This is a genomic window from Marinobacter confluentis (assembly GCF_004785685.1).
Lineage (GTDB): Bacteria > Pseudomonadota > Gammaproteobacteria > Pseudomonadales > Oleiphilaceae > Marinobacter > Marinobacter confluentis.
Genome location: NZ_SRPF01000003.1, coordinates 404,741 through 428,742 on the forward strand (window position 1 = coordinate 404,741; position 24,002 = coordinate 428,742).

Sequence of the window (24,002 nt, forward strand, 5' to 3'; positions counted from 1 at the left end):
GAAATCAGGACATTTTGCCCAGCTTCTCATAGAGCACCGAGCGGGATATGCCCAGCAGCCGGGCGGCGCGGGTCCGGTTGCCGCGGCTTGCCACCAGGGCTTCTTCAATGGCCTGCGCCTCGGCATCGGCCAGAGTTCTGGCCAGGGGACGCACTGGCTGCCAGGCCAGTGACGAGGCTGGCCGATTACCACTGCGTGGCAGGACCTTGAAAATCGCATCGGCATCCAGCAAGCCGCCGCCTTCTCCCATGGTGAGAGCCCGCTCCAGCACATTGCGCAATTCGCGGATGTTACCGGGCCAATCGTAGCCGCTCAGCGCAGCCACTCCCGCGTCGGTAATCTCCCCTCTCATGTCCAGGCCCTCGCAGATCTCGCCAAGCAGGGCTTCGCACAACACACCCAGGTCCGCCAGCCTTTCCCGCAACGGGGGAATGGGGATTTCCAGAACGTTCAGCCGGTAATAAAGATCCGAGCGGAATTCGCCTTCGGCAATCATGGCCTCCAGGTTGCGGCTGGTGGCAGCAATGAGCCGCACGTCGACGGATACCACCTTATTCGAGCCCAGTGGCTCAATTTCACCCTCTTGCAGGGCCCGCAACAGCTTGGCCTGCAACGCCAGTGGCATATCCCCGACCTCGTCGAGGAACAGGGTGCCGCCGTTGGCCAGCTGGAACTTACCCTCCCGGGCACGCTTGTCGGCCCCGGTGTAGGCGCCCGGGGCCACACCGAAAAATTCGGCTTCCAGCAGGTTGTCGGGAATGGCGGCCAGGTTGACCCCGACAAACGGCTTGTCGGCCCGTGTGGAAACCGAGTGGATGGCCTGGGCCAGCACTTCCTTGCCCGTGCCCGTTTCCCCCAGCAGGAGTACCGGCATATCCCGCCCGGCAGCCAGACGGGCACGCCTTTTGACTTCCAGAGCGCCAGGGCTGGCACCGACAAAGTCGGCAAGGTTGTAACGGGTGCCGCGGTGTTGCTTGGCCAGGGCCTTGCGCGCTGCCGCCAGATCCTGATGCAGGCGCCGGTACTTGGCCACCAGTGGCGTCAGCGGCTGCAGATCGTCGTAAAGCACGAAAGCGACGGCACCGATGATCTGGCCCTCGTCGTCGTAATAGGGCATTCGCGTAACCACCAGCTGCTGCCGGTTGTGCTCCATGATATCCAGCAGCAGAGGTTTGCCTGTCTCAACCACTTCCGGCATGCGGGTCTGTGGAATCACCTCCCGCACCGGCTTGCCAATCACCGTCTTGGGGTCACCCAGCCCCAACAGGTGGGAATAGCTGCTGTTAATCCAGGTAATGCGGCTCTGTCGGTCAACGGCAATGGCTCCGGCGCTGGCTTCCTCGAACATGGGAAACAGCGCCTCGATCAGATCCCGGGTCAGACCACTGCGATTGCTGTCTGTAAAAAGCTCGGTCATAAACCCTGTAACCTCTACCCATTGCTATGGCGGCTTGAATGAGTGCAATTGGGTTGCATCGAGTATATGGCGCCCCCGGAGCAGGGGCAAACAGGGCATCCGTCGGCAGGTTGCAAGCGTATCTCTAGTCTGACCCGGATCAATAACAGAGAAAGGATACCTGCCTTGCGCCTGATGGCCCTTATCACCTGTGCGCTGCTTACAGCCTGCGCTTCCCACAAGAATGCGCCACAGCAGGCAGCGTCGGTGCCAGAAACCAGTTTCAGCACAGAGAAAGGGGTTACCTTTTCGCCAGGCGGCTGGCCCGAGGTCCTGCAGGCCGATCTGTATCGGCCGGATGGCGAACAACAGCGACCCGCCGTGCTTCTGGTGCACGGCGGCGGCTGGGAGCGCCGATCCCGGGAGGACATGGCCTGGATTGCCGAGGAACTTGCCAGCAACGGCTTCGTGGTGATGAACATCGACTACCGGTTTGCCCCGGAACACACCTTTCCGGCGCAACTCTATGACCTGCAGCTGGCCATGAACTGGCTTCATGAACAGGCGGAACGCTATCAGATCGATCGCAACGCTATCAGCGCTTTCGGCTTCTCCTCAGGCGCCCACCTGGTCAGCCTGATGGCCCTGGTTGCCGAATCCCGGCACCCGCTGAACCGGCCCCACGGCGGAGACAACGCCAGGCCGGCGGCAGTGGTTGCCGGTGGCCTGCCCGGGGACCTGCGAGCTTTCGGTTCTGGCAGGCTGCTGCGGCAGTTTCTGGGGGGCGATCAGCAAGATATGCCCGACGCTTACCAGGCGGCCTCACCGATTACCCACATCACCGCCGGCGCACCGCCTTTCTTCCTGTTTCATGGCGCCCAGGACATGCTGGTGCCCGCCCGCCAGGCCAAAGCGTTTCGCGACGAGCTCGAGGCGAACGGCGTCGAGAACGAGCTTTACCTGATGTACCTTCGGGGCCATATCACCAGCTTTCTGACCGCCGGTAACGCCGTCGACAAAGCCACGGCTTTTCTGGTCCGCCACTCGGGATCAACGCAGAAACAGACCGAAAATAGGGATTAGAGGCTGACGAAAGGGGCCACCGTCAGCAGCAGGATAACCAGAATGGCCAGGCAGGCCGCAAAGGTGGTGACCGGTTTATGGCGCAGCCGATGCCAGAAACCGCCCGTTCTTCCCTCCGCCAGATCCTGCTCATAGGCCTCGCGCTGGATTTGCAGTCGTTCCTGCTGGTAGGTATCCAGTAACGCGCGGGCGCGCCGGGCTTCGGCGTCATCATGAACCCAGAACCCACCCATACTTATGCCCCAACGGCTCGGGGGAGTTTCATAAAACGGCACCTGATGCTCTTCAAACAGCGCGCGGATTTCATCCGCTTCGTCATCAGGCACGTGTCGCAGGTTCATCAGGTGATGGGGCATGGTAGGTCTGTGGCCAGGAATTAAGATACCCTTATCCTAGCATCTTATCTTTGCACCATAACCTTGCGTCCAACCAGGATTGACTATGGCAGACGGCAGATTACGGCGACTACTGGCGTTCGATCGCCAGGTCAGGCGCGATCAGGCACAGTCTCCGGTGTTTCTCCACCGGCGCGACCGGCGCTTTGCGCTGGACTGCGAGGTTAGAAACGAAACACCCACCGTCGACCGCTGGCTAGCCCATCTGCAGCGATTTGGCAGTATGCCAGACAGCCACCGGACCCGGCCTGAAACCGAGGTCCCGGAACCCTCGCTGACCCGATGGTGGCAGCTGATGGCCGCCTTCGCATTTGCCGGAATTATCCTGGGTACTGTGACCATGGCCGGGCTGCTCTACTACGAGGGTGGCCAGCGCATCAACCTGACCCTGCTGCTGGCCTTTGCCGGGCTGCAAACCCTGCTGGCACTGGTCACCATAGTGCAGTCCACAATTAACTGGCAGCCCTGGCGCCGGCTCCTGAGGCGCGTCGCGCAAACTGGCAAGGACTCGCCACTGAAGCCGCTGATGCCCACACTGATGGCCCGCGCCGCCCATGCCGGTGGCATCTGCTTTGGCCTGGCGGGGGTCGCCACCCTGCTGGTGCTGGTGGTCATTCAGGATCTGGCGTTTGGCTGGAGTACCACGCTAGACACCAGCGCCGAAGGCTATCACCAGTTATTGGCCGTTCTGGCCTGGCCCTGGCAGAGCCTGTGGCCAGCAGCCTCACCTGATCTTGCCCTGGTACAAGCAACCCGGTTCTTCCGGACAGAAACCGGTGCCACCGGGGCCGACCCGGAACTCTGGGGGCAATGGTGGCCTTTTGTGGTCATGGTGTGGCTGTTCTACGTCGTGGTACCACGGCTGTTGGGCTTGGCACTGGCGCAGATACAACTGCAGCGTCGGGCCCGGCAGGCTCTGGACAGCCATTCGGGCATGGTTGCACTGGAATACCGCCTGGAAACGCCAACCGTGGACACCGGGAACGAGCACCACGACGCCGAAGACAGCCCGGATGAAAAAACTGCCGCGCAACTTCAGCCACTGCCCGACAGCCAGGTACTGATATTCTGGGCCGGCTCCAATCATCCGGAACTGCCGGATACCCTGACGGCCGGGCACCTGCTCACAGAAGCGGCCGGCGGACAGCACTCCCTGAGTGAGGATGAGCAGACCATCCAGCGCTGCGGCGACCTGCTGGCAAAACAGGACAAACCGGCCGTGACCCTGGTTACCCGGGCCTGGGAGCCGCCAATCGCCGAACTGCAGGATTTTATCGAGCTGGCCAGCAGCCAGTGGCCCAAAAAAACCCGCATTGCCCTGCTGCCCTATGCCATGGACGCCCATCAAATCAATGGCCGGCATCAACTTGACCAGTGGCTGCGATTTTCGGAGAGACTGCAGGACAAGCGGATCTGGGTCAGCCAGCCGGATCTGAGTTCGCCGGAAACCCGGGCCTATGGTCAGCAGGCGGAGGGCTCTGGCTAATGGCAGATGCACCGGTATTCGCCGTCGTAGGCCACCCTAACAAGGGCAAGTCCAGCGTGGTTGCCACACTGTCCCAGAACGACGCCATTGCCATAGCGCTGGAGCCGGGCACCACGCGCAAACGCCAGAACTATCCGCTGTCTGTGGATGGCAAGGTGATTTACACCCTGGTGGACACCCCCGGATTCCAGCGGCCACGACGGGTTCTGGAATGGCTTGAGGCTCACAGCCTGTCGGTGTCTGACCGTGCCGAGACGGTAAAGGCCTTCATCAACCAGTTCCGGGACGACCCCCGATTTGCTGACGAATGCGAGCTGCTTGGCCCGCTCACCGAGGGTGCCGGCGTCATCTACGTGGTGGACGGTTCAATTCCCTACAGCCCCCAGCATGAAGCCGAAATGACCATCCTGCGCTGGACCGGGCGCCCAAGCCTGGCGCTGATCAACAGCATTGGCAACGATGACTATAGCGACACCTGGCAGCGGGCCCTGGGCCAGTTTTTCCAGGTGGTTCGCCGCTTCGATGCGGTACGGGCGCCGTTTGAGCAACATCTGGGCCTGCTGAAGACCTTCGGCCAGCTTGAGCCCGCCTGGGAAGAACCCCTGAACGCGGCCACCCGGTACCTGTCGGAGCAGCGGCGCCAGCGCCGCCGGGAGGCCGCCACCCTGATTTCCAATACTCTGGAAAGCATGATGTCGTTCCGGGAAAAGCGGACGTTGACGGTGCAGCAGGCCACAGAACTCTCCGACCAGGCCCTGGCCGACCAGCTGCGTGACCAGTGGTATAAAAACCAGCGCAAAAAAGAAGAGCACCTGAGAATTGCCATTGAAAAGCTCTACCAGCACAACCGCATCCTGCGCCAGGAGGCGGAGCTGATCTGGCACAGCGAGCACGATCTGTTCAGCGAACGCAGCCGCGCTGCCTGGGGTGTCGATCGTCGCTACCTGGCTACCGCTGGCTTTGGCGCTGGCGCAGTGGGCGGCCTCGGCATCGACGCCGCCACTCTTGGCCACTCACTGGGAGCTGGCGCTCTGATCGGCGGAATTGTCGGTGCTGCGGGCAGTTATTTCTATGGCGATCGGCTGTTCCTGCCAGTGCTGAACACCGGAATACTCAAGGACGGGCTAAAGACCGCCAGCTTTGGCCCTGTACAGGACAGCCAGTTCGGCTATGTTGTATTGGGTAGAGCCGTAAATCACTGGTGGCATATCAGCCATCGCAACCACGCCGGTCGCGAACTGCTGGACCTGGCGCCAGCCAACGATCACTGGCTGGAATTCCTGGATCGACAAAGCCGCAGGGCCATCCATCAGGTATTCGAACGTTGCCGTAAAAAGCGCTCCGTTGATGATAAAACCCGGCAAAATTTCATCACTGCAATCACTGCCGCCATGGACGCCTTCGACCAATGGCGCTTGAATCAGGCAGGACAGTGATGTTTATACTTGAAACAGAAGCCATCACCGAAAAGGAAACAGTATGAAGATCGTACGAGTTCAGGACATCATCGGTACCGAACGCGAAGTGACCGGTCCGGGTTGGACCAGCCGCCGCATGCTTCTGAAAAAAGACGGCATGGGCTTTTCCTATCATGAGACCATCATTCCGGCGGGTGCCGTACTGAATCTCTGGTACAAGCATCACCTGGAGGCCGTCTACTGTGTCGCCGGCAACGGCAGCATTCTGGATAAAGCCACTGGCGAAACCCATCAGATCAGCGACGGCACACTTTACGCGCTGGACAAGCATGATCAGCACACTCTGTACGGCGGCACCGAAGACATGCGCCTGATCTGCACGTTCAACCCGCCGGTCACCGGTCGCGAAGTCCACGACGAAGACGGCGCTTACCTGCCAGACACCGGCGAGGACTGATCCTGACGCCGGTACCTGACTCCGGCAGTACCAGAAAACCGCCACCGGGTGCCCAGTTGCTCCCGGTGGCGGTTTTGCTTTGGCTGGCCGGCTTATATCTGCGCGTACCCGTCCTGGTGGCGCCGCCACTGGCACCGTTTATCGGTGATGAACTCGGCCTGTCCCAGGCGCTGACCGGCGCTTTGACCACCCTGCCCATCCTGATGCTGGCGGTGGGCTCCATGCCCGGCTCGCTGGCCATCTCACGCATTGGCCCGCGCAATACCCTGGCGCTGGCCATGGTGATCATGGTGATTGGCTCTGCCGGTCGTGGCCTGTCGCCGGACATCTTTACGCTGATGCTTGCCAGCGCGGTGATGGGCTTTGGTGTGGCCATGATGCAGCCGTCACTGCCCGCGCTGCTGCCCCGCTGGCTGGAGCCCCGGCACCTGGCCATTGGCTCTGCCATCTACATGAACGGCATGCTGATGGGGGAATTCATCGGCGCCGGTATCACCCTGCCCGTGCTGATGCCGCTGATGGACGACAGCTGGCGTGCCACCCTGCTGGTCTGGTCGCTGCCAGGCCTGCTGGTAGCCGCAGCCCTGTTTCTGCCGCGACGGGAAATGGCCAGACCGGTCCGCAAACCGTCCTGGCTGCCGGACTGGAAAAATCCGCTGACGCTGAAAATCGGGCTGTTGCTGGGTCTTTCCGGATCCCTGTTTTTTGGGCTGAACGCCTACATGGGAAGCCTGCTGGAGCAGCAGGGCAATTTTGAGCTGCTGGCCGATGCGCTCTTCTGGTACAACCTGGCCCAGGTAGCCGCATCGCTGGTGATGCTGAAGATGGCCAGATACTGGGTCGGCCGGAAAACGCCCATCATCATCATGGCCGGGTGCTGCATCACCGGCACCCTGGGAGCGTTGTTACTGAACGGATGGGGCTCCATTGCCAGCGCCACTTTCATGAGTTTCACCGCGGGTATTCTGCTGATTCTGCTGGTGGCACTGCCACCGGTACTGGTGGATTCCGCAGACACCGGGCGGCTGTCGGCGGGCAACTTTCTGGTGGGTTACACGGTCGCGTTTTCGGTGCCCATGGTCGGCGGCCTGCTGGCAGACTGGACCGGTGATGCCAGGGTCGCGATCGTATTTATTGTCGGCTATTGCCTGCTGGTTCTGCCCCTGGCGTTTACCCTGGACCTGAAACGACAAAGGGGCCAACCCGAAGGTTGACCCCTGCCGCACATCAGCGCCGCTGGCTCAGATGTAATAGTCCTTCAGCGGCGGGAAACCGTTGAATTCCACCGCGCTGTAGGTGGTGGTATAAGCGCCGGTCGAGAACCAGTACATCCTGTCGCCGATGGCCAGGTTCAGTGGCAGCGGGTATTTATGGTGCTCGTACATGATGTCGGCGCTGTCGCAGGTTGGCCCGGCAATCACGCAGTCTTCACCCTCACCGACTTTCTCGGTCCAGATCGGAAACTTGATGGACTCGTCCAGGGTTTCGATCAAACCGCTGAATTTGCCCACATCGGTGAACACCCAACGATGCAGTGCCGTCCGTGACTTGCGGGAAATCAGCACCACTTCACTGACCAGAACGCCGGCGTTGGAGATCAGCGAACGGCCCGGCTCGATAATGATTTCCGGCAGAGTGTCGCCGAAATCTTCCCGCAGAAAACGGGAGATTTCCTCAGCGTAGGTTTTCAGATCGTTGGTGCGGGTAATGTAGTTGGCCGGGAAGCCGCCGCCCATGTTGATCATCTTCAGCTCGATGCCGTCTTCTTCCTTCAGGCGCTCGAAGATCACCTTCACCTTGCCCAATGCGGCGTCCCAGGCGCCGATTTCCCGCTGCTGGGAACCCACATGAAAAGACACACCGTAGGGCACAAGGCCCAGATCACGGGCCAGAATCAGCAGGTCCATGGCCATATCCGTCTGGCAACCGAATTTGCGGGACAGGGGCCAGTCCGCCGTCAGGGTACCTTCCGTCAGGATCCGTACATACACCTTTGAGCCCGGCGCGGCTTTGGCGATATTGCGCAGATCCGCCTCCGAATCGGTGGCGAACATGCGCACACCCTTCTCATAGAAGGTGCGGATATCTTTCGCCTTCTTGATGGTGTTGCCATAACTGATCCGCTCGCCGGTGACACCCAGGTCCAGTACTTTCTGAAGCTCATACACCGATGCAATATCGAAATTCGCACCCTTGTCCCGCAGCATGGTCAAAACCTGCGGGGCCGGGTTGGCCTTTACCGCGTAATACACGCTGGCATAGGGAAAGCCTTCCACCAGTTCCTGGTACTGACGCTCAATGGTGGCGGTATCAATCACCACAAACGGAGTTTCTTTGGTGCTGGCAAAATCCCGGATCCGGCTGAAAGTTTCAGCCGTGTAGTAGTCGGAGACCAGGGCGTTAGCGGATTCGGTCATTGACGGATATGTCCCCTTGAAAGGTAGCTTCCCCTGGTGAAATCCAGGGTGATTACGCGCGATCATCGGCCTTTTCTCAGGGGCCGGATATGAGCATATTTACCCATAAAAAGCCGTCAGATCGCGACCGGCCACAGCGGCGCTGGTCCTGCCGGGCCATCGGGTCCCTCCGGCTCAGCCTGTTCCTGCAGATAGTCGAGAATTGCCGTCTTCAGATCGCTGTCTTTGCCAAGTCCCTGATTGCCAAACAGGCGGTTAAACTCCAATACGTAGGGATATCCCTCAACCAGCGCAATATCGAAGCCGGCGTGATCCACACCCAGTTCCCTGGCCAGGCGCAACGCCAGGTTCGTCACTGCTGAAGGCACCGGGCTGTTATCGATACGACCGCCCTGTGACACGTTGTTGTAAAACCCCTGATCGGCCTGGGTTCGCCAATAGGCCGACACCACTCGATTGCCAACAATCACCACCCGCACATCACGATCAATAGGCAGATATTCCTGAACATAGAGCACGGTGGTCCGCTCGCAATAGCGCTGCCAGTCCGCCCGGTTTTCGATCAGCCATACGCCTTCGCCCATGCTGGCCTTGGGTAACTTGGCTACAAACGGCAGCACCATGGCATTCCACACTGCTTCCTGCTCTTCCGGACCATTTGCTTCGATCAGTGTCCAGGGGGTGTGCTCCGGCGCCACGACCTGAAACGCCCGTGTCATCTCGATTTTGTCGTGACCAATGCGGTAACTCGCAATGCTCGGGAACACCCTGCATTTCAGGCCGTAAACCAGAGCATTGAGCTGCCAGTACTCGGGGAACAGCACCCAGTCTGCGTTTTTAAGCAGGTCTTTGTGGGCCAGGAACTGCTCCGGCTTGAGAACTTTGGTGTCGGGGAAGCCGAGAGTGCGAAAAATGTCGAAGGAAACCAGTTTCATGAGGTCAGCTACAGGCAAAGGGTCGTGGGCGAGTGCATAGGGAAATTGAGCGCATTCTATACGGCTTTTTCAATCCCGCAACTGGTTATTTTTTGTTCTTTGGCTGGCGGTCGCCGTCAGGGGATCTTCCGGCCAGGGATGCTTGGGATAACGCCCGCGCATGTCCTTTCGCACGTCCGGATAGACGTTCTGCCAGAAACTGGCCAGATCTGCCGTTACTGCCAGTGGGCGCTGGGCCGGAGAAAGCAGGTGGATAACCAACGGCACCCGGCCACCGGCGACGGTTGGCGTAGTGTGCCAGCCGAACAGGGCCTGGAGTTTGGCGGACAGCACAGGTCCGTTTGCCGCGGTGTAATCCAGGGTGACAGACTGCCCGGTGGGAATGCTCAGGCGGGCCGGGGCTAGCTCATCCAGCATCTGCTGTTGCCGGTAATCCAACAGGCTGGCCAGCGCCTGATGCAGGTTGAGTTTTTCCAGGTCCCGCCAGCGGCTCAAACCTGCCAGGAAAGGGCCCAGCCAGGCTTCCAGGTTGTCTGTCAGCCAGGTCTGACTCAGGTCCGGCCATTCCTGTGGAAAACACTGCGACAGCAGCGAAACCCGGGCAAGCCACTGCTCACTCGCGGGCGTCCATGGCAGGCTTTTCAGCCCCTTTTTCCGCACCGCAGCCAGCAAGCCCTGTTGCAACAATTCCGGGGATGGTGCCGGCAAGTCAGTTTCTTCCAGCACCAGTTGCCCCAGCTTGCGAACACGGCGGGCCACCACTGTGCCGCGGGCATTGTCCCACAGTGCCTCTTCCGCCTCATGGATATGGTTCGCCAGATCCAGCTCCAGGAAAGCGGGGTCAACCGGTGCCGCCAGATAGATGGTTGCTTCTCTGGCCTTGCCATCCAGCTCGGCGGCCGCCAGCCATTGGTGTCGTGCCAGGGGATCCTCGTCACGGAGGGCGGCGCCGCGCCCGTTACTGAGCCGGTAGCGGGGGGTGTCTCCAGGGCGTTTCAGTGCAATCCGGTCCGGGTAGGCCAGAGCCAGCAGCCGCCCCACTTCCTGATCACTGGGCATCTGCCCTGGCTGCTCGCCCTTTGCCAATAGCCGCACCAGGGATCTTCGTATGGCTTTGATCCTGGGGGTGTCAACACTGTCCGTCTGATCTCCGGCTCGAAGCAGGCGCACCCGTTCGTGCATGTCAGCCCCGGCGGATCGACCCGCCAGGTCTCGCTCTTCCAGCAAGGCAGCCAGTTCCGCAGCGAGATAACCCTGGCCAATGCCGCGACCCCGCAGAATCATATGAGCCAGCCTTGGGTGCACGCCCAGCTCCCGCGCCTGCTTGCCGTGTTCGGTAATGGCACCGTTGTCGTCGAGCATGTCCAGCCATTGCAGCAAGTCGACGGCCTGCTGCCAGTTCGCGGCCGGTGGCCGCTCAATCCATTCCAGCTGCTCCGGTGACCTTGCGCCCCACTGGGCAAGCTCCAGCACCAGCGGAGCCAGATCTGCTTCCTGGATTTCGGGGGGCGTGAATTCAGCGAGACCGAACTGGGCTGACTCGCTCCAGAGTCGGTAACAGATACCGGGTTCAAGACGGCCGGCGCGCCCTTTGCGCTGCTCAGCGGAGGCTTTGGACACCCAGCCGGTGACTAGCCGGGTCATGCCGCTGTTGGCATCGAACAGGGCCCGGCGCTGCTGGCCGCTGTCAATGACCACCCGTACGCCTTCGATCGTCAGACTGGATTCGGCAATGGCGGTGGCCAGAACCACCTTTCGATAACCCTCGGGTGCAGGGGCAATGGCCCGGTCCTGTTCATCGTTTCTCAGGTTGCCGTAAAGGGGTGTAATCATGACATCGTCGCTGACCCGGGTCTGCAGTTGTCGCTGGGCACGGCGGATTTCCCCAGCGCCGGGCAGGAATACCAACAGCGAACCTTCCTGTTCTGCCAGGGCTTGGGTGATGACCGAAACAGAGTGGTCCACCATCTGGCCGTTCCGGGGCAAAGGTCGATAAGCGATGTCCACTGGAAAAGCCCGGCCTTCGCTGGTCAGCACGGGTACATTCCCCAGCATTCGGGCAATAGGCGCAGTATCCAGGGTGGCCGACATCAGGATAACTCGAAGATCTTCCCGCAGCGCCTGTCGCGATTCCCTGACCAGTGCCAGCCCCAGATCGGCCTGCAAAGATCGTTCATGAAATTCATCGAAAATTACCACTGCGTAGGCTTCGAGTGCTGGATCACTCTGGATCATCCGGGTAAGGATGCCTTCGGTAACCACCTCAATAACGGTTTCGGATGTCACTCTGGTGTCCAGTCGGGTCCGGTAACCGACAGTCTGGCCTGGCTGTTCACCCAACTGTAAAGCCATAAAACGTGCTGCCGACCTTGCAGCCAATCTTCTTGGCTCCAGCATCAGGATCCGTCGGCCACTGCGCCAGGGGGCGTCCAGCAGTGCCAGCGGCACCCGTGTGGTTTTGCCAGCGCCCGGCGGTGCCTGCAGCAATACCGTCTTTTGGGTGGCAAGGGCTTGCAGAAAATCCGGGATGATTTGGGTTATCGGCAGCATCAAAGGGCTATGTTACGGGGTTGCCCGCTCCTCTGGTGACGGCACAAAAAACAGGAAAACCAGGCCAAAGGCCAGTGCAGCCACGCCAATGCCAAATGCTGACGTCAGGGTGCCGCTGGCTTCCAGCCATTGCCGGGTCAGCCAGGGCCCGGCCATCTGGGTAAAACCGTATACCGAGATCATTGCCGCAGACAACCGCGGCCCCTGGTGTGGGTGAAGGGCGCGGCCGATTCGCTGGGTAAGCATCACCGTGCCTATAAAGGTGCTGCCCACCAGGACCGCGCAAAGCACCAGGCCGATAGCGCCGGGCAGAATCACAGCCGCCATGACGCCGGTCAGTTGAATGATGAAATTCATTTTCAGGGCTGGAAGGTCTCCAAATCTGGCGCCAAGGCCATTCCACAGGGCCGGCGATACAATGGCAGCTACGGCCGCCACAAACCAGGCACCGTCCATCAGCCAGTGATTTGCAGGTAACTGGTCTTTCGCCAGCAGCGGCAGAAAGGTCATGGGCAGGATATATCCCAGCCCGGCACCGGCATAGGAGAGAAACAAGGGAACGCTGGCGCGGTCAAACAGCGCCGATGTGTCATGGTTTTTCTCACCGGCACTTGCGGCTGCCTGTGGGGGTACTTCCAGTTCCAGCAACCTTGAAGTGGCCCACCAGGCGAGGGGGACAGAAAGGACCAATGCAGGCCACCATCGCTGGCTGCCCGCAAGCCAGTCTGAGCTTAAGCTGACCAGACCACTGGAAAGCAACAGGCCAAGACCCACGCCAATGTAGAGATGCCCACTGAGTGCTACCCGGTTGCGACGGGCCAGCCATTCCAGTATCAGAGCCGGCGCCTGGACGAAGACAATGCCGTTGGCGATGCCGTTAAGCAGTCGCACCGCCGACATCGCGAACAGATTATCCGTCAGGGCCATGGCAAGGGTGGTGACAAGGTGAAATGCCAGGGCGGCAGGTAACAAGCGCCGAATCTGACCGATCCGGTGCCAGCGAATGGCCAGGAGTGCACCCAAAAGATAGCCAAGGTAATTCCAGGTCGCAACCGATGCGCCCTGTTCCGCCGTGACCTGGCCGTCCTCGACCAGGTAAGGCAGCAGAGGCGTAAAAATAAATCGACCCAGCCCATGGGTAACCACTAACAGGACTGCGCCGGCCGCCAATACGGTCAGCATTTCCTTTGGGTTGATGGGAGACAGGCGAGAATCTGGCATAACAGAAGCCTCAGCGAAAACCAGGCAGTTTAAACCAGTTAACGCAGGACGTAAGTGTCACTTAAGGCGTAGGCCTTCAGGCAATTAGGACTGGGAAGCCCGAGGGTGATTTTCCCGGGTCCATTGGTAAATCTTGCGGAATGCACTGGCGATATCTTCAGGCTTGTGGGGCGGCTGGATAATCGCCGCCATTTCACCCTCAGGATTGATCAGGGCAAAGTGGCCACTGTGGTCCACTAGCAGGTCCTCTTCGACCTCGCGATGAACAAAGACGGCGCCGAGGCTCTTGGCCAGTTCTCTGAGTACGCTCAACTCGCCCGTCGCACCATGGAAATCGTCCCCGAAAAAACCCACATAATCACGGAGCTTTTCGGGAGTATCGTGCTCTGGATCAGCGGTAATCAGCAGGTATTCCGGTTGGGGCAGGTTTGCCGGTAACAGGCTGTCCGTCTTGCGAAGGCTGGCCATGGCAGCGGGGCAGATATCCGGGCAGTTGGTGTAGCCCACGAACGCGAAAGTCCAATGGCCTTTCAGGTCATCCGGCGTAAACGGGTCGCCGTTCTCGTCAATCAGCTGGAAATCCGGGAGCGCTCGCGGCTTGTCATACACATAGACGTTGATGTCGCTGAGCACAGGCGCCGGTGTCGGTTCCTCAGGGCCGGCAAAAAACGTCTGACGCGCGATCACCATCCCGAAAACAAGAACGACCATCAGGCACAGAATGGTAACTGTCAGGCGGAGGGACCGCGTCATATTGTCTCCGTGTAGGCCTCAGAAAAACACAAAGTGATCGACGAGCAGGAACACAAACAACGCCATCAGGTAAGTGATTGAGTATTTGAAGGTGGCCAGGGCGACCCGACGGTCGTCACCTCTCAGCAGGCGAACCGCGTACTGCAGGAAACGAGCCCCCAGTGCCAGTGCACCGGCCAGATAGATCACACCGGACATCCCCGTCACGAAGGGCAACAGGCTGACCGCCAGCAGGATCAACGTGTACAGCAGTATGTGGAGTTCGGTATAACGGTTGCCATGGGTGACCGGCAACATCGGGATACCCGCCTTGGCGTACTCTTCTTTGCGATGAATGGCCAGCGCCCAGAAGTGTGGCGGTGTCCAGGCGAAGATGATCAGTACCAGCAGCAGGGCATGGCCGTCGATCTGCCCTGTCACTGCGGTCCAGCCCAGCAGGGGCGGCATGGCGCCGGCCAGCCCGCCAATAACAATGTTCTGGGGGGTCATACGCTTGAGGAACAGGGTATAGACACCGGCATAACCCACCAATGATGCCAGTGTCAGCCAGGCGGTCAGCGCGTTCACCTGCCAGACCAGAATCACCATACCCGCGATGGCGAGCCCGGTGGCAAAAACCATGGCATCAAGGGGTGCGATCTTGCCGGTAGCCACCGGCCGTTTGCGGGTTCGGGCCATCACCGTATCGATTTTCTGGTCGACAACGTGGTTAACGACCGCGGCCGCACCAGCCAGCAGGGCGATGCCCAGGTTACCGTAAAACAGCACTTCCCAACCGGGCACTCCCGAGGTGGCCAGCAGCATTCCAATCACCGAGGTGAGGATCATCATGGCGACCACGGTTGGCTTGGTGAGCTCCAGGTAGTCCCGCCAGGTAATACCTGCGGATGGGACAGATTCACCGGAAGCCTGTGCGGGCAGCCTTTCAACGTGCTCGCTCATGCGGTCACCTCTCGATCGTTCATTATTGTGTTTTCAGTGGCTCGGCCCGACAGGCTAACCGGTACGCGATGAAGACGCCAGATCAGGTTTATTACAGTGAGCAAAAGGCCGGCGCCCATGGCGTTGTGGGCTATCGCAACAGACAGTGGAATGTGGAAGATAACGTTCGCCAGACCAAGCAGAATCTGCAGTGTCAGCACCGTCGCCACCAGCGCAAGATGCCAAACCATCGGAGTGCCTTTTACCCGCCGCCACAACATCATCAGCAATACCGTGAAATACCCGAGTACCACCAGAGCGCCAACCCTGTGAGTGACGTGAATGGCCACACGACCATCGGCCGTCAGCTGACCGCCCAGGTAATTGGGGCCGACCTGTTGGGTAATATCAAAACCGTGCTGAAAATCCATATCTGCCGGCCACCATTCACCCTGACAGGTCGGAAGGTCTGTGCAGGCAACCGCAGCGTAGTTGGCGGCAGTCCAGGCGCCGAGCGCAATCTGCATGACGACCAGAACAAGGCCTCCGTACAGCCAAGGCCGGAACCCTCGCAAGGAAATGGCGGCCGAATGGGCTGGCGGTGACTCATCCTGCCCGGCTTGGGGCGCCTCTGCTCTGGCCAGTCGGCGTAGGCGCAAGGTCAGCAGAGTAAGCAGACTGAGCGTGGTAAAGCCGCCCAGCAAATGCAGCGCCACCACCTGGGGCCAGAGTTTCAGGGTGACCGTCCACATGCCGAAGGCGCCCTGGAGCAGAATGAATGCCGCGATGAACAGGGGCAGCTTCACCGGCAAACCTTCCCGACGGTGACGCACGGCGTAACCGGCCAGGCCAAACACGATTAACCCGAGAATACCGGCGGCATAGCGATGAATCATCTCGGGCCAGCCTTTTTCCACGTCCACGGGCGTATCCGGAAAACGGGCGTTGGCGATGGCCATGCGGGCTTCATCCTGGGGGACCGTCAGGAATCCATAGCAACCCGGCCAGTCCGGACAGCCAAGCCCGGCATGCACAAGCCGGGTCCAGGCGCCGAGCATGATAACAACTACGGCAAAGAAGGCAGCCGCCATGGCTGCCTTGGCCAGCAGGTCTGCACGGTCTGAAAAGGAACGCTGAGAAGGGTTCAAGTGAAATTCTCCGGAAACAGGGCTAACCGATCTGTGACAGTTTCAACAGATGTTTGAGATCATTCAGCATTTCCTTGCCAGTATGTTCGCTGCCGTAATGCATGATGATATTCCCGAAAGGATCGATGACCAGAATGCGGGGCTGCTGGGCCGGGTCAATGCCTGGCGGCAGGGCAGCGCTGGTATTACTCGCCTGGCTTACTCTTTCCATGGAGGAATATTCTTCCGGCCAACGCTCGGCCAGATCGTCACTCATGCTACCCACCCAGGCTGACCGATTCACCCGATTGGCATTCTTGCCCAGCGCGATATTAACCTGGCGGGCCCGATAGAGAAGTTCCTCACAGGCGGTTCCACAATTATCGGCAACAACCAGCAGCATCCATTCCGGCTCCTCCAGCTCCGGGCCAAACCGGTCTGACAAGGGCTGGCTATCGGCGCCGTTGAGCTGCAATTCAGCAACCTGGACTGGCGGCTGTAACAATTCTCCATGATTACTGTGGCCGGTCGGGTTGAGCCAACCGGTGTAATACATCACTGTTGCCAGGATCATCGGGCCAAAGCCCACGGCGAACAGCAACAGCGCCATTCTACGACCACGCCGGACCTGCTCCGGTGACATCTTGTTGTCGTTTGCATTCTTCTGGTTCATGGACTCAGCCGTTGTCATCGTTGTTTCCCGTTTTTCGGTAGCTCGCCACCAACGTCAATATAACCAGTGCCAGGGCCAGAGAAAACCATTGCACCGCATAGCCGTAATGAGTCTGCGGCCCCATCAGGTCCGGTGCCCAGTCCGCACGGTAGGCGCCGGGCTGATCACTGTCGTCAAGGCGCATTATCAGCGGCGCTGCGGCCTGGCCCGCCGCTTCCACATCGGACCGAGCCAATGCCTGAACACGCCTCGGCCACTGGCCCTGGCTCTGCGGCGTCTCCATCAGCACCGGCGGCTGCGGATAGTCACTCAGCCGACCGGAGAGCGTGACTGCCCCCGATGGTGTCTGTACATCAGGAAGCTGCTCGCGCCGGCGTGGCGCCTGCACCCATCCCCGGTTGATAACCAGAGGCGTACCCGCTTCCGGCTGGAAAAGGGTTAATACTTCATAACCCGGTGCACCATCCCGGGTACGGTTATCCAGCAACCAGGTTATCGACCGGTAGCGGCCGCGAAGCGTTACCGGCTGGCCCGGTTCAAGGCCCTGCTCGAGATGCGCCGGCCAATCAAGCTGGTTGCTCCGGGTTTCCCATTGGGCAAGCAGAACCTCTTTTTCCTCTGCCCTGTCCAGTTGCCATACACCCAGAAACAGAAGCGCGGGCAGGAACAGGCCTGAAAAGACCAGCAGCCGCCAGTCAAAACACCAACGCCGGTTGCTCACTGAGACCCTATCAGACATGGTCTGTTATAGTGGCGAATAAAACCACGCATTACACTACAGGACCTATCATGCTGAAGATTCTCATCGTTGTTCTCTTGCTGGCCGTTTTGGTGAGCCTTTTCAGCGGGTTGTTCTTTCTGATACGGGATGGCGGGAAAACCAACAGGGTTCTCAATTCCCTTGCACTGCGGGTCGCCCTGAGCGTAGCGCTGCTGGCGGTTATTATGCTGTCACTGTGGCAAGGGGGCCTGACGCTTAATCCGACCCCCTGAATGCTAGTTTCAGAGCACGTATACGAACACGAACAGCCCCAGCCAGACGACGTCCACAAAGTGCCAGTACCACGCCGCGGCTTCAAAACCGAAGTGGTTTTCAGCCGTGAAATGGCCTTTCTGTATGCGGATCAGCATGATGACCAGCATCAATGTACCTAGAATCACGTGGGCGCCATGGAAGCCGGTCAACATGAAGAAGGTACTGCCGTAGATACCTGACTGCAGGGTCAGGCCAAGATCCTGGTAAGCGTGCACGTACTCGTAACCCTGTACACAGACGAAAACCAGTGCCAGGGCAATGGTAGCCGCAAGCCAGATCTTTGTTTTCTGGCGATGACTTTCCTTGAGTGCATGGTGGGCAACGGTCAGGGTGAAGGAAGAGGTTACCAACAGGACGGTGTTGATCAACGGCAGACCCCAGGGTCCGATGATGCCTGAAGGCGCAGGATAGGCTTCAGGATCCGGGGTATTGAGCAGCGGCCAGGTCGCCTGGAAACCTTCCCAGAGCATATTGGTGCTGCCCTTGTCGCCCTCTCCACCCAGCCAGGGAATCGCGAACATACGGGCGTAGAAAAGAGCGCCGAAGAACGCCGCGAAGAACATCACCTCGGAAAAAATGAACCAGCTCATTCCCCAACGGAAGGAGCGGTCCATCTGCGCGCTGTATAACCCGGAGCGGCTTTCCTTGATGACGTTGCCGAACCATCCGAACAGCATGTAAACCATGATCGCTGAGCCGATCCAGAATGTGATCCAGGCTCCCATGGTATCCACGCCCTGCTTGCCATCCACCATGATGGACGCGAGGCCATACATCATTACACCCAGGCCGACGGTGGCCACAATCGGCCACTTGCTCTGTTCCGGCACGTAATAGGTCTGGTTATCCGCCATGACAGTCTCCGATGGCTTGTCCGTTATCGATTATTGTTGTGACTGCGGGCAATCAGTTGCCCGCCCTTATTTCACTTCCGGCGGTGTCGCGAAGGTGTGGTACGGCGCCGGCGATGGCACTGTCCACTCCAGACCTTCTGCACCGTCCCAGGGCTTGGCCGACGCTTTCTCACCGCCTCTCACACACTTGACCACGATCACCAGGAACAGGATCTGGGTCGCGCCGAACATGAAGGCGCCGATGCTGGAGACCATGTTGAAATCAGCGAACTGCAGAGCATAGTCGGGAATACGGCGCGGCATGCCGGCCAGTCCCAGGAAGTGCATCGGGAAGAACGCCAGGTTCATGCCGACGAAGGATAGCCAGAAATGGGTCTTGGCCAGGGTTTCGTCGTACATGTGGCCGGTCCACTTGGGCAGCCAGAAGTAGGCTGACGCAAAGATACCGAAGATGGCACCAGGCACCAGTACATAGTGGAAGTGAGCAACCACAAAGTAGGTGTCGTGGTACTGGAAGTCCGCCGGCGCAATCGCCAGCATCAGGCCAGAGAAGCCGCCGATGGTGAACAGGATGACGAAGGCCACCGCGAACAGCATGGGGGCTTCAAACGTCAGGGAACCCCGGAACATGGTGGCTACCCAGTTAAAGACCTTCACCCCGGTTGGCACCGCGATCAGCATGGTGGCGTACATGAAGAACAGCTGACCGGCAATCGGGATACCCACAGTGAACATGTGGTGAGCCCAGACCACGAAGGACAGCAGGGCAATGGCACCGACGGCGTAAACCATGGAGGCATAACCGAACAGCGGCTTGCGCGAGAAGGCAGGGATGATATGAGACACCGCGCCGAACGCAGGCAGAATCATGATGTAAACCTCGGGGTGTCCGAAGAACCAGAACACGTGCTGGAACAACACCGGGTCACCGCCACCAGACGCATCGAAGAAGCTGGTGCCGAAGTTGATGTCCATCAGCATCATGGTGACCACACCTGCCAGAACGGGCATAACTGCAATCAGCAGGAACGCCGTAATCAGCCAGGTCCAGACGAACAGGGGCATCTTCATCAGGGTCATGCCCGGCGCCCGCATATTCAGGATCGTGGCAACCACGTTAATGGCACCCATGATGGACGACACACCCATGATGTGTACGGCGAAGATAAAGAAGGTGGTACTCGGTGGGCCGTAGGTCGTCGACAAGGGCGCGTAGAAGGTCCAGCCGAAGTTGGGCGCACCACCTTCCATGAACAGGGTGGACACCAGGATCAGGAAAGCGCAGGGCAGCAACCAGAAACTCCAGTTGTTCATTCGTGGCAGAGCCATATCGGGCGCACCCACCATCAGTGGAAGCATCCAGTTGGCCAGGCCGACGAAAGCTGGCATTACCGCGCCGAACACCATGATCAGACCATGCATGGTGGTCATCTGGTTGAAGAATTCCGGCTGGACGATCTGCAGCCCGGGCTGGAACAGCTCAGCGCGGATGACCATCGCCATGGCCCCGCCAAGCAGGAACATGGTGAAACTGAATATCAGGTACATGGACCCGATATCCTTGTGGTTAGTCGTCAACAGCCACCGAGTTATGCCCTTGGCAGGGCCGTGGTGATGATCGTCCTGGGCGTGGGTATCTGTAACCGCACTCATGAAAACCCCCGTTACCGCCTGCTTGTTCAGGCTGGTGATGTCATTAATCTGCAAGTGGTCAAAAACCTGATGCCGAAGCGTTTCTCCGGCACCAGGTGTTCAATCATTCCTGGTTCTTGTAATCGAAGATCTCTTTGGGCGTGACCATTTCACCGGTGTCATTACCCCATGCATTCCGCTCGTAGGTAATGACGGCAGCAAGGTCAACCTCGCTCAACTGATCCCCGAAGGCCTGCATGGCGGTGCCGGAAGACCCGTTCACGACAATATCAATGTGGCCTTGCATGTCTTCAAGGGCCATCTGACTCCCTTTCAGAGCGGGGAATGCCGGTGGCGCGCCAGTGCCATCAGGCTGGTGACAGGCGGCGCAGGCCGAGGCATAAGCCTTCTCGCCACGCTCCATCAGCTCCGCCATGGTCCAGTCTTTCTCGGTGAGTTCGGCCTCGGCCTGAGCCGCTGCTGTCTGCTCGTTAATCCAGGCGTCGTATTCCTCACGCGGAACCGCTTTGACAACCACTGGCATAAAGCCGTGTTTTATGCCGCACAGCTCAGTGCACTGCCCGCGGTAAATGCCGGGTTCATCCACTTGCGTCCAGATTTCGTTAATAAACCCTGGAATAGCGTCTTTCTTCAGACCGAACGCCGGCACCCACCAGCTGTGAATCACATCGTTGGCGGTCAACAGCAGACGAACCCGGGTATTGGTCGGGATCACCATCGGGTTATCCACATCCAACAGGTAGTTTTCGCCCTTCTCGGTCCGGTTGTAGATTTCGTCATCGCTAGTGGAGATGTTGGAGAAATACCCGAACTCTTCGTCGATGTAATCGTACTTCCAGCGCCACTGGTAACCGGTGACCTTGATGTCAATCTCGGCTTCGGTGGTGTCGTACATGTCCACGAGTGTGGCGGTGGCGGGAATGGCCATAACCACCAGAATAACCAGCGGTATGACGGTCCAGAGAATCTCAACCAGAGTATTCTCGTGGAAGTTTGCCGGCTTGCGGTCGGGATCCCTGGATTTCCGATGAGCAAATATGGACCAGAACATGATACCGAAGACCACAACGCCGATGATGACGCAGATCCAGAGGATGGTCATGTGAAGGTCAAAAATTTCGTTACTGGTGCCGGTGACTCCTGGGCTCATGTTCAGGGTCCAGTCCGCCATGGACATCGCCGGGAACATCAGTCCACCCAAGAGAGCACCTGCCCGTCTTGCTTGCACGCGCATACTGTGTCTCCACAGAGTGTTATTCTTGTCGGATTTCGCGACCAATCCTTCTGCCCCGAACGGTGTTCGCACACACTATTCTGGCCAGAACGGAAGCCTGCTATGGATAAATCAGGCCCAAGTATAGGCACATTCCGAAATAATTCGAAAGTCCCAGCGACCAGATTTAAATAAAAGAAGGCACTTTTTCCTATCAACAGAACACAGAGTAGAACCGCGAAAGCGCTTTCGCAGACAGATCGTCGGCTTTGGGCACTGGCCTGGCCGCTGATGCTTACCAATCTGACGGTACCGCTGCTGGGGCTGGTGGATACGGCCGTGCTCGGGCATCTGGAAAGCCCGGAATACCTGGGTGCTGTGGCCATCGGTGCCAATCTTTTCAGCATTCTATACTGGACCTTCGGGTTCATGCGCATGGGCACCACCGGCCTGGCCGCGCAGGCGTGGGGGAAACGGGATGAATTTGCCCAGATTGCACTGCTTTTGCGCTCGGTGTTGCTGGCCGTAGCAATCGGTCTGTTGCTGATTCTGCTCCACAACCCACTGATCAGCACCGGCCTGACGTTAATGAATCCAAGCCCGAACGTTACCGGGCTGGCGGCTGAATATGCAGGTATCAGAATCTGGAGCGCACCCGCGGTACTTTGCCAGTACACCCTGGTTGGCTGGCTGATTGGCACCCAGAATCCCAAAGGCCCGATGATCATGCTGATTGTCGCCAATGGCCTGAACATCATTCTGGATGTCCTGTTCGTGACCGTGCTGGGCTGGAACAGTGCCGGCGTGGCGGCCGCGACCGTTATTGCGGAATACTCTGCGGCCGCGGTGGGTTTCTGGCTGGTGCTGAACAGGATGCCTGCCGGCCAGCGTCTTACCCGCGCGCTTTTTGGCCAGTTAAGGGATTATCTGACCATCCTGCGGGTAAACCGCTATATCATGGTTCGTACCATCGCTTTGCTGCTGGTGCTGGCCTTTTTCACCGCCCAGGGCGCCCGCCAGGGGGATACCATCCTGGCCGCCAACGCGGTTCTGATCACTTTCCTGCTGGTGATTTCCAACGGCCTGGATGGCTTTGCCAACGCCGCCGAGGCGCTGATCGGCGAGGCGGTCGGGCAGGGTGACCGGGCCCAGTTCAAACGCGTATTCCGGGTCGCCCTGCGCTGGTCACTATGGGGCTCGGTTCTGTTTACGGTGGCGTTTGTGCTTGGCGGGAAAACCCTGATTGCCCTGCTGACAGGCATCGAGGAAGTCCGCCAGACCGCCTGGCAGTATCTGCCCTGGCTATGGGCATTACCGCTGACTGCGGTCTGGGGCTTTCTGCTAGATGGCGTGTTCATTGGCGCAACCCGAACCCGGGACATGCAAAACACCATGCTGATGTCTGCGGGGCTGGTGTTTCTTCCAGTCTGGTGGCTGACCACCGGCTGGGGAAACCACGGGCTCTGGTTCGCACTGATCAGTCTGATGCTTGCGCGAGCCCTGTCCATGGGATGGCTGTGCCTGCAACACACCCGCCACGACCGCTGGTTCGTGCCCACGCAGTCCTGATCCTCTGTCGGTTTCAACCCGGACAACTGGCCGGGCAGATTGCGGAATCTCGTCTACACTTGTCGGTAAAAGCAGGCGTTTGGCCCAGCCAGCCACAACATCCTGTCACCAGCGATTCTGCTCCTGACAAAAGGAGGCGCCTTGCGACCCTATTCCGTTCAGACACTGGCATCTCCTCAAATGACACCAACGGCCGTGCTAGATATCATCGATCAGGCAAGGCGCCAGGAAGCACGATCTGGCGCCTTTCTCCGGCAGATGCAGGAAAGCGCAGCGGCATTGCCGTCGACCATTGTGATTGAAGGCTACCAGCCGGCCGGCTGTCTGTTCCAGTTTGCGGTGGAATACATCGAGATGGCCCCCAGGCTGATCGAATGCGTCGAGGCCTGCGCTGCCGAAGCCGGGAACTCCGCTCTGTTCGCGCCCTTCATAAAAGCTGCAATTGGTTACTTTACTCAACCCTCGGTACTGCTGGTACGCTATGACGGCCTGGGTGGGCTGTTGATCAGGGCTTATCTGTGCCACCGTCTGATGGAAGAGATGTGTGAAAACAACCGCTGTACCCGTGCCAGCGAACTGGTAGACGTGGAAGCAACACGGGCGAACCTGCTGGCACACCAGTTGATTGGCGAACCTTTTGCCAACGAACTGGATCAATCCATAACCGTCACCGTGTTACAGATTGCGGGCACGCCGGATTATTACGAACTGAATCTGGATCCGTTCGTAGATCAAACCAGGAACGCTGCGTGGGATTGGATGAAGCAGTATTGGGATAATCTGCTGGTGCGCAATCATATCCGCCTTTCTCTGGGGGGCGTTGAGTAGTAAACGCGTGAGTGGTA

General features: G+C 59.2%; 22 protein-coding genes. 8 read left to right on the forward strand and 14 right to left on the reverse strand.

The annotated features are described in order from the left end of the window. Positions 1-4 precede the first annotated feature (4 nt). Complete coding sequence (locus E5Q11_RS12355) at positions 5-1,417, reverse strand: sigma-54 interaction domain-containing protein (protein WP_135803724.1); 1,413 nt, start codon at positions 1,415-1,417, stop codon at positions 5-7. A gap of 174 nt (positions 1,418-1,591) precedes the next feature. On the opposite strand from E5Q11_RS12355, the gene E5Q11_RS12360 reads away from it, so the two are divergent. Next, positions 1,592-2,479, forward strand: a complete 888-nt coding sequence (locus tag E5Q11_RS12360; RefSeq protein ID WP_168215660.1) for an alpha/beta hydrolase — start codon at positions 1,592-1,594, stop codon at positions 2,477-2,479. On the opposite strand, the gene E5Q11_RS12365 is transcribed toward E5Q11_RS12360, so the two are convergent. Further along, positions 2,476-2,835, reverse strand: a complete 360-nt coding sequence (locus E5Q11_RS12365; RefSeq protein WP_135803725.1) for a DUF6164 family protein — start codon at positions 2,833-2,835, stop codon at positions 2,476-2,478. The two genes, E5Q11_RS12360 and E5Q11_RS12365, sit on opposite strands and share 4 nt — an antisense overlap. 85 nt (positions 2,836-2,920) lie before the next feature. Between E5Q11_RS12365 and E5Q11_RS12370 the strand changes: the two genes are divergently transcribed. From E5Q11_RS12370 to E5Q11_RS12385, 4 genes are all read left to right on the forward strand, one after another. Next, on the forward strand, positions 2,921-4,360 hold the full coding sequence (locus tag E5Q11_RS12370) for a DUF2868 domain-containing protein (protein ID WP_135803726.1): 1,440 nt from the start codon (positions 2,921-2,923) through the stop codon (positions 4,358-4,360). Beyond that, positions 4,360-5,796, forward strand: a complete 1,437-nt coding sequence (locus E5Q11_RS12375; RefSeq protein ID WP_135803727.1) for a GTPase/DUF3482 domain-containing protein — start codon at positions 4,360-4,362, stop codon at positions 5,794-5,796. Before E5Q11_RS12370 ends, E5Q11_RS12375 begins: the two co-directional genes overlap by 1 nt. A 43-nt stretch (positions 5,797-5,839) precedes the next feature. Further along, positions 5,840-6,235: an ectoine synthase gene (locus E5Q11_RS12380; RefSeq protein WP_135803728.1), complete on the forward strand. Its 396-nt coding sequence runs from the start codon at positions 5,840-5,842 to the stop codon at positions 6,233-6,235. A gap of 74 nt (positions 6,236-6,309) precedes the next feature. Continuing rightward, positions 6,310-7,449 carry an MFS transporter gene (locus E5Q11_RS12385; protein WP_225315033.1) on the forward strand — a complete coding sequence of 380 codons (1,140 nt, stop codon included), beginning with the start codon at positions 6,310-6,312 and terminating at the stop codon, positions 7,447-7,449. A gap of 27 nt (positions 7,450-7,476) precedes the next feature. On the opposite strand, the gene E5Q11_RS12390 is transcribed toward E5Q11_RS12385, so the two are convergent. The 9 genes from E5Q11_RS12390 to E5Q11_RS12430 form a co-directional block, all read right to left on the reverse strand. Then, complete coding sequence (locus tag E5Q11_RS12390) at positions 7,477-8,652, reverse strand: type III PLP-dependent enzyme (RefSeq protein ID WP_135803730.1); 1,176 nt, start codon at positions 8,650-8,652, stop codon at positions 7,477-7,479. A 116-nt stretch (positions 8,653-8,768) separates the two neighbouring features. Next, positions 8,769-9,587, reverse strand: a complete 819-nt coding sequence (locus E5Q11_RS12395; RefSeq protein ID WP_135803731.1) for an ATP-grasp domain-containing protein — start codon at positions 9,585-9,587, stop codon at positions 8,769-8,771. 69 nt (positions 9,588-9,656) lie between these two features. Then, the gene (hrpB, locus tag E5Q11_RS12400; RefSeq protein ID WP_135803732.1) at positions 9,657-12,137 is read right to left on the reverse strand and encodes an ATP-dependent helicase HrpB; all 2,481 of its coding nucleotides are present in this window, start codon (positions 12,135-12,137) and stop codon (positions 9,657-9,659) included. A gap of 12 nt (positions 12,138-12,149) precedes the next feature. Then, on the reverse strand, positions 12,150-13,358 hold the full coding sequence (locus E5Q11_RS12405; RefSeq protein WP_135803733.1) for a YbfB/YjiJ family MFS transporter: 1,209 nt from the start codon (positions 13,356-13,358) through the stop codon (positions 12,150-12,152). An 84-nt stretch (positions 13,359-13,442) separates the two neighbouring features. Next, positions 13,443-14,111 carry an SCO family protein gene (locus tag E5Q11_RS12410; protein WP_135803734.1) on the reverse strand — a complete coding sequence of 223 codons (669 nt, stop codon included), beginning with the start codon at positions 14,109-14,111 and terminating at the stop codon, positions 13,443-13,445. A gap of 18 nt (positions 14,112-14,129) precedes the next feature. After that, positions 14,130-15,053, reverse strand: a complete 924-nt coding sequence (gene cyoE, locus E5Q11_RS12415) for a heme o synthase (protein ID WP_135803735.1) — start codon at positions 15,051-15,053, stop codon at positions 14,130-14,132. Beyond that, positions 15,050-16,123: a COX15/CtaA family protein gene (locus E5Q11_RS12420; RefSeq protein ID WP_135803885.1), complete on the reverse strand. Its 1,074-nt coding sequence runs from the start codon at positions 16,121-16,123 to the stop codon at positions 15,050-15,052. Before E5Q11_RS12420 ends, cyoE begins: the two co-directional genes overlap by 4 nt. A gap of 79 nt (positions 16,124-16,202) precedes the next feature. Further along, positions 16,203-16,850 (reverse strand): hypothetical protein, encoded by a 648-nt coding sequence (locus tag E5Q11_RS12425; protein ID WP_191964477.1) that lies wholly within the window; start codon positions 16,848-16,850, stop codon positions 16,203-16,205. Next, positions 16,837-17,571 carry an SURF1 family protein gene (locus tag E5Q11_RS12430; protein ID WP_135803736.1) on the reverse strand — a complete coding sequence of 245 codons (735 nt, stop codon included), beginning with the start codon at positions 17,569-17,571 and terminating at the stop codon, positions 16,837-16,839. The genes E5Q11_RS12425 and E5Q11_RS12430 overlap by 14 nt, the downstream gene beginning before the upstream one ends. Before the next feature lie 50 nt (positions 17,572-17,621). Here E5Q11_RS12430 and E5Q11_RS12435 point away from each other — a divergent pair, with 50 nt between their 5' ends. Next, positions 17,622-17,825, forward strand: a complete 204-nt coding sequence (locus tag E5Q11_RS12435; RefSeq protein ID WP_135803737.1) for a twin transmembrane helix small protein — start codon at positions 17,622-17,624, stop codon at positions 17,823-17,825. A gap of 9 nt (positions 17,826-17,834) precedes the next feature. Here E5Q11_RS12435 and E5Q11_RS12440 read toward each other — a convergent pair whose 3' ends face one another. The 3 genes from E5Q11_RS12440 to coxB form a co-directional block, all read right to left on the reverse strand. Further along, positions 17,835-18,722 (reverse strand): cytochrome c oxidase subunit 3, encoded by an 888-nt coding sequence (locus E5Q11_RS12440; protein WP_135803738.1) that lies wholly within the window; start codon positions 18,720-18,722, stop codon positions 17,835-17,837. 66 nt (positions 18,723-18,788) lie between these two features. Beyond that, complete coding sequence (gene ctaD / locus E5Q11_RS12445) at positions 18,789-20,375, reverse strand: cytochrome c oxidase subunit I (protein ID WP_135803887.1); 1,587 nt, start codon at positions 20,373-20,375, stop codon at positions 18,789-18,791. Positions 20,376-20,478: 103 nt separating this feature from the next. Next, on the reverse strand, positions 20,479-21,609 hold the full coding sequence (gene coxB / locus E5Q11_RS12450; RefSeq protein WP_135803739.1) for a cytochrome c oxidase subunit II: 1,131 nt from the start codon (positions 21,607-21,609) through the stop codon (positions 20,479-20,481). A gap of 270 nt (positions 21,610-21,879) precedes the next feature. On the opposite strand from coxB, the gene E5Q11_RS12455 reads away from it, so the two are divergent. Together E5Q11_RS12455 and E5Q11_RS12460 are read left to right on the forward strand one after the other, a co-directional pair. Beyond that, a complete protein-coding gene (locus E5Q11_RS12455; protein WP_135803740.1) occupies positions 21,880-23,157 on the forward strand; it encodes an MATE family efflux transporter in 1,278 nt (425 codons plus the stop codon). Between the two features lie 180 nt (positions 23,158-23,337). Then, the gene (locus E5Q11_RS12460; RefSeq protein ID WP_135803888.1) at positions 23,338-23,985 is read left to right on the forward strand and encodes a hypothetical protein; all 648 of its coding nucleotides are present in this window, start codon (positions 23,338-23,340) and stop codon (positions 23,983-23,985) included. Positions 23,986-24,002: the final 17 nt, after the last annotated feature.

Excerpts from the sequence above, each read along its gene's own strand:
- ctaD (WP_135803887.1), bottom strand. The coding sequence starts at position 20,375 with ATGAGTGCGGTTACAGATACCCACGCCCAGGACGATCATCACCACGGC.
- E5Q11_RS12440 (WP_135803738.1), bottom strand. The coding sequence starts at position 18,722 with ATGGCGGATAACCAGACCTATTACGTGCCGGAACAGAGCAAGTGGCCG.
- E5Q11_RS12455 (WP_135803740.1), top strand. The coding sequence starts at position 21,880 with ATGCTTACCAATCTGACGGTACCGCTGCTGGGGCTGGTGGATACGGCC.
- E5Q11_RS12365 (WP_135803725.1), bottom strand. The coding sequence starts at position 2,835 with ATGCCCCATCACCTGATGAACCTGCGACACGTGCCTGATGACGAAGCG.
- E5Q11_RS12460 (WP_135803888.1), top strand. The coding sequence starts at position 23,338 with ATGACACCAACGGCCGTGCTAGATATCATCGATCAGGCAAGGCGCCAG.
- E5Q11_RS12430 (WP_135803736.1), bottom strand. The coding sequence starts at position 17,571 with ATGTCTGATAGGGTCTCAGTGAGCAACCGGCGTTGGTGTTTTGACTGG.
- E5Q11_RS12405 (WP_135803733.1), bottom strand. The coding sequence starts at position 13,358 with ATGCCAGATTCTCGCCTGTCTCCCATCAACCCAAAGGAAATGCTGACC.
- E5Q11_RS12435 (WP_135803737.1), top strand. The coding sequence starts at position 17,622 with ATGCTGAAGATTCTCATCGTTGTTCTCTTGCTGGCCGTTTTGGTGAGC.
- cyoE (WP_135803735.1), bottom strand. The coding sequence starts at position 15,053 with ATGAGCGAGCACGTTGAAAGGCTGCCCGCACAGGCTTCCGGTGAATCT.
- E5Q11_RS12425 (WP_191964477.1), bottom strand. The coding sequence starts at position 16,850 with ATGACAACGGCTGAGTCCATGAACCAGAAGAATGCAAACGACAACAAG.
- E5Q11_RS12420 (WP_135803885.1), bottom strand. The coding sequence starts at position 16,123 with ATGGCGGCTGCCTTCTTTGCCGTAGTTGTTATCATGCTCGGCGCCTGG.
- E5Q11_RS12390 (WP_135803730.1), bottom strand. The coding sequence starts at position 8,652 with ATGACCGAATCCGCTAACGCCCTGGTCTCCGACTACTACACGGCTGAA.
- E5Q11_RS12380 (WP_135803728.1), top strand. The coding sequence starts at position 5,840 with ATGAAGATCGTACGAGTTCAGGACATCATCGGTACCGAACGCGAAGTG.
- E5Q11_RS12370 (WP_135803726.1), top strand. The coding sequence starts at position 2,921 with ATGGCAGACGGCAGATTACGGCGACTACTGGCGTTCGATCGCCAGGTC.
- E5Q11_RS12375 (WP_135803727.1), top strand. The coding sequence starts at position 4,360 with ATGGCAGATGCACCGGTATTCGCCGTCGTAGGCCACCCTAACAAGGGC.
- E5Q11_RS12410 (WP_135803734.1), bottom strand. The coding sequence starts at position 14,111 with ATGACGCGGTCCCTCCGCCTGACAGTTACCATTCTGTGCCTGATGGTC.
- E5Q11_RS12360 (WP_168215660.1), top strand. The coding sequence starts at position 1,592 with ATGGCCCTTATCACCTGTGCGCTGCTTACAGCCTGCGCTTCCCACAAG.
- hrpB (WP_135803732.1), bottom strand. The coding sequence starts at position 12,137 with ATGCTGCCGATAACCCAAATCATCCCGGATTTTCTGCAAGCCCTTGCC.
- E5Q11_RS12355 (WP_135803724.1), bottom strand. The coding sequence starts at position 1,417 with ATGACCGAGCTTTTTACAGACAGCAATCGCAGTGGTCTGACCCGGGAT.
- E5Q11_RS12395 (WP_135803731.1), bottom strand. The coding sequence starts at position 9,587 with ATGAAACTGGTTTCCTTCGACATTTTTCGCACTCTCGGCTTCCCCGAC.
- coxB (WP_135803739.1), bottom strand. The coding sequence starts at position 21,609 with ATGCGCGTGCAAGCAAGACGGGCAGGTGCTCTCTTGGGTGGACTGATG.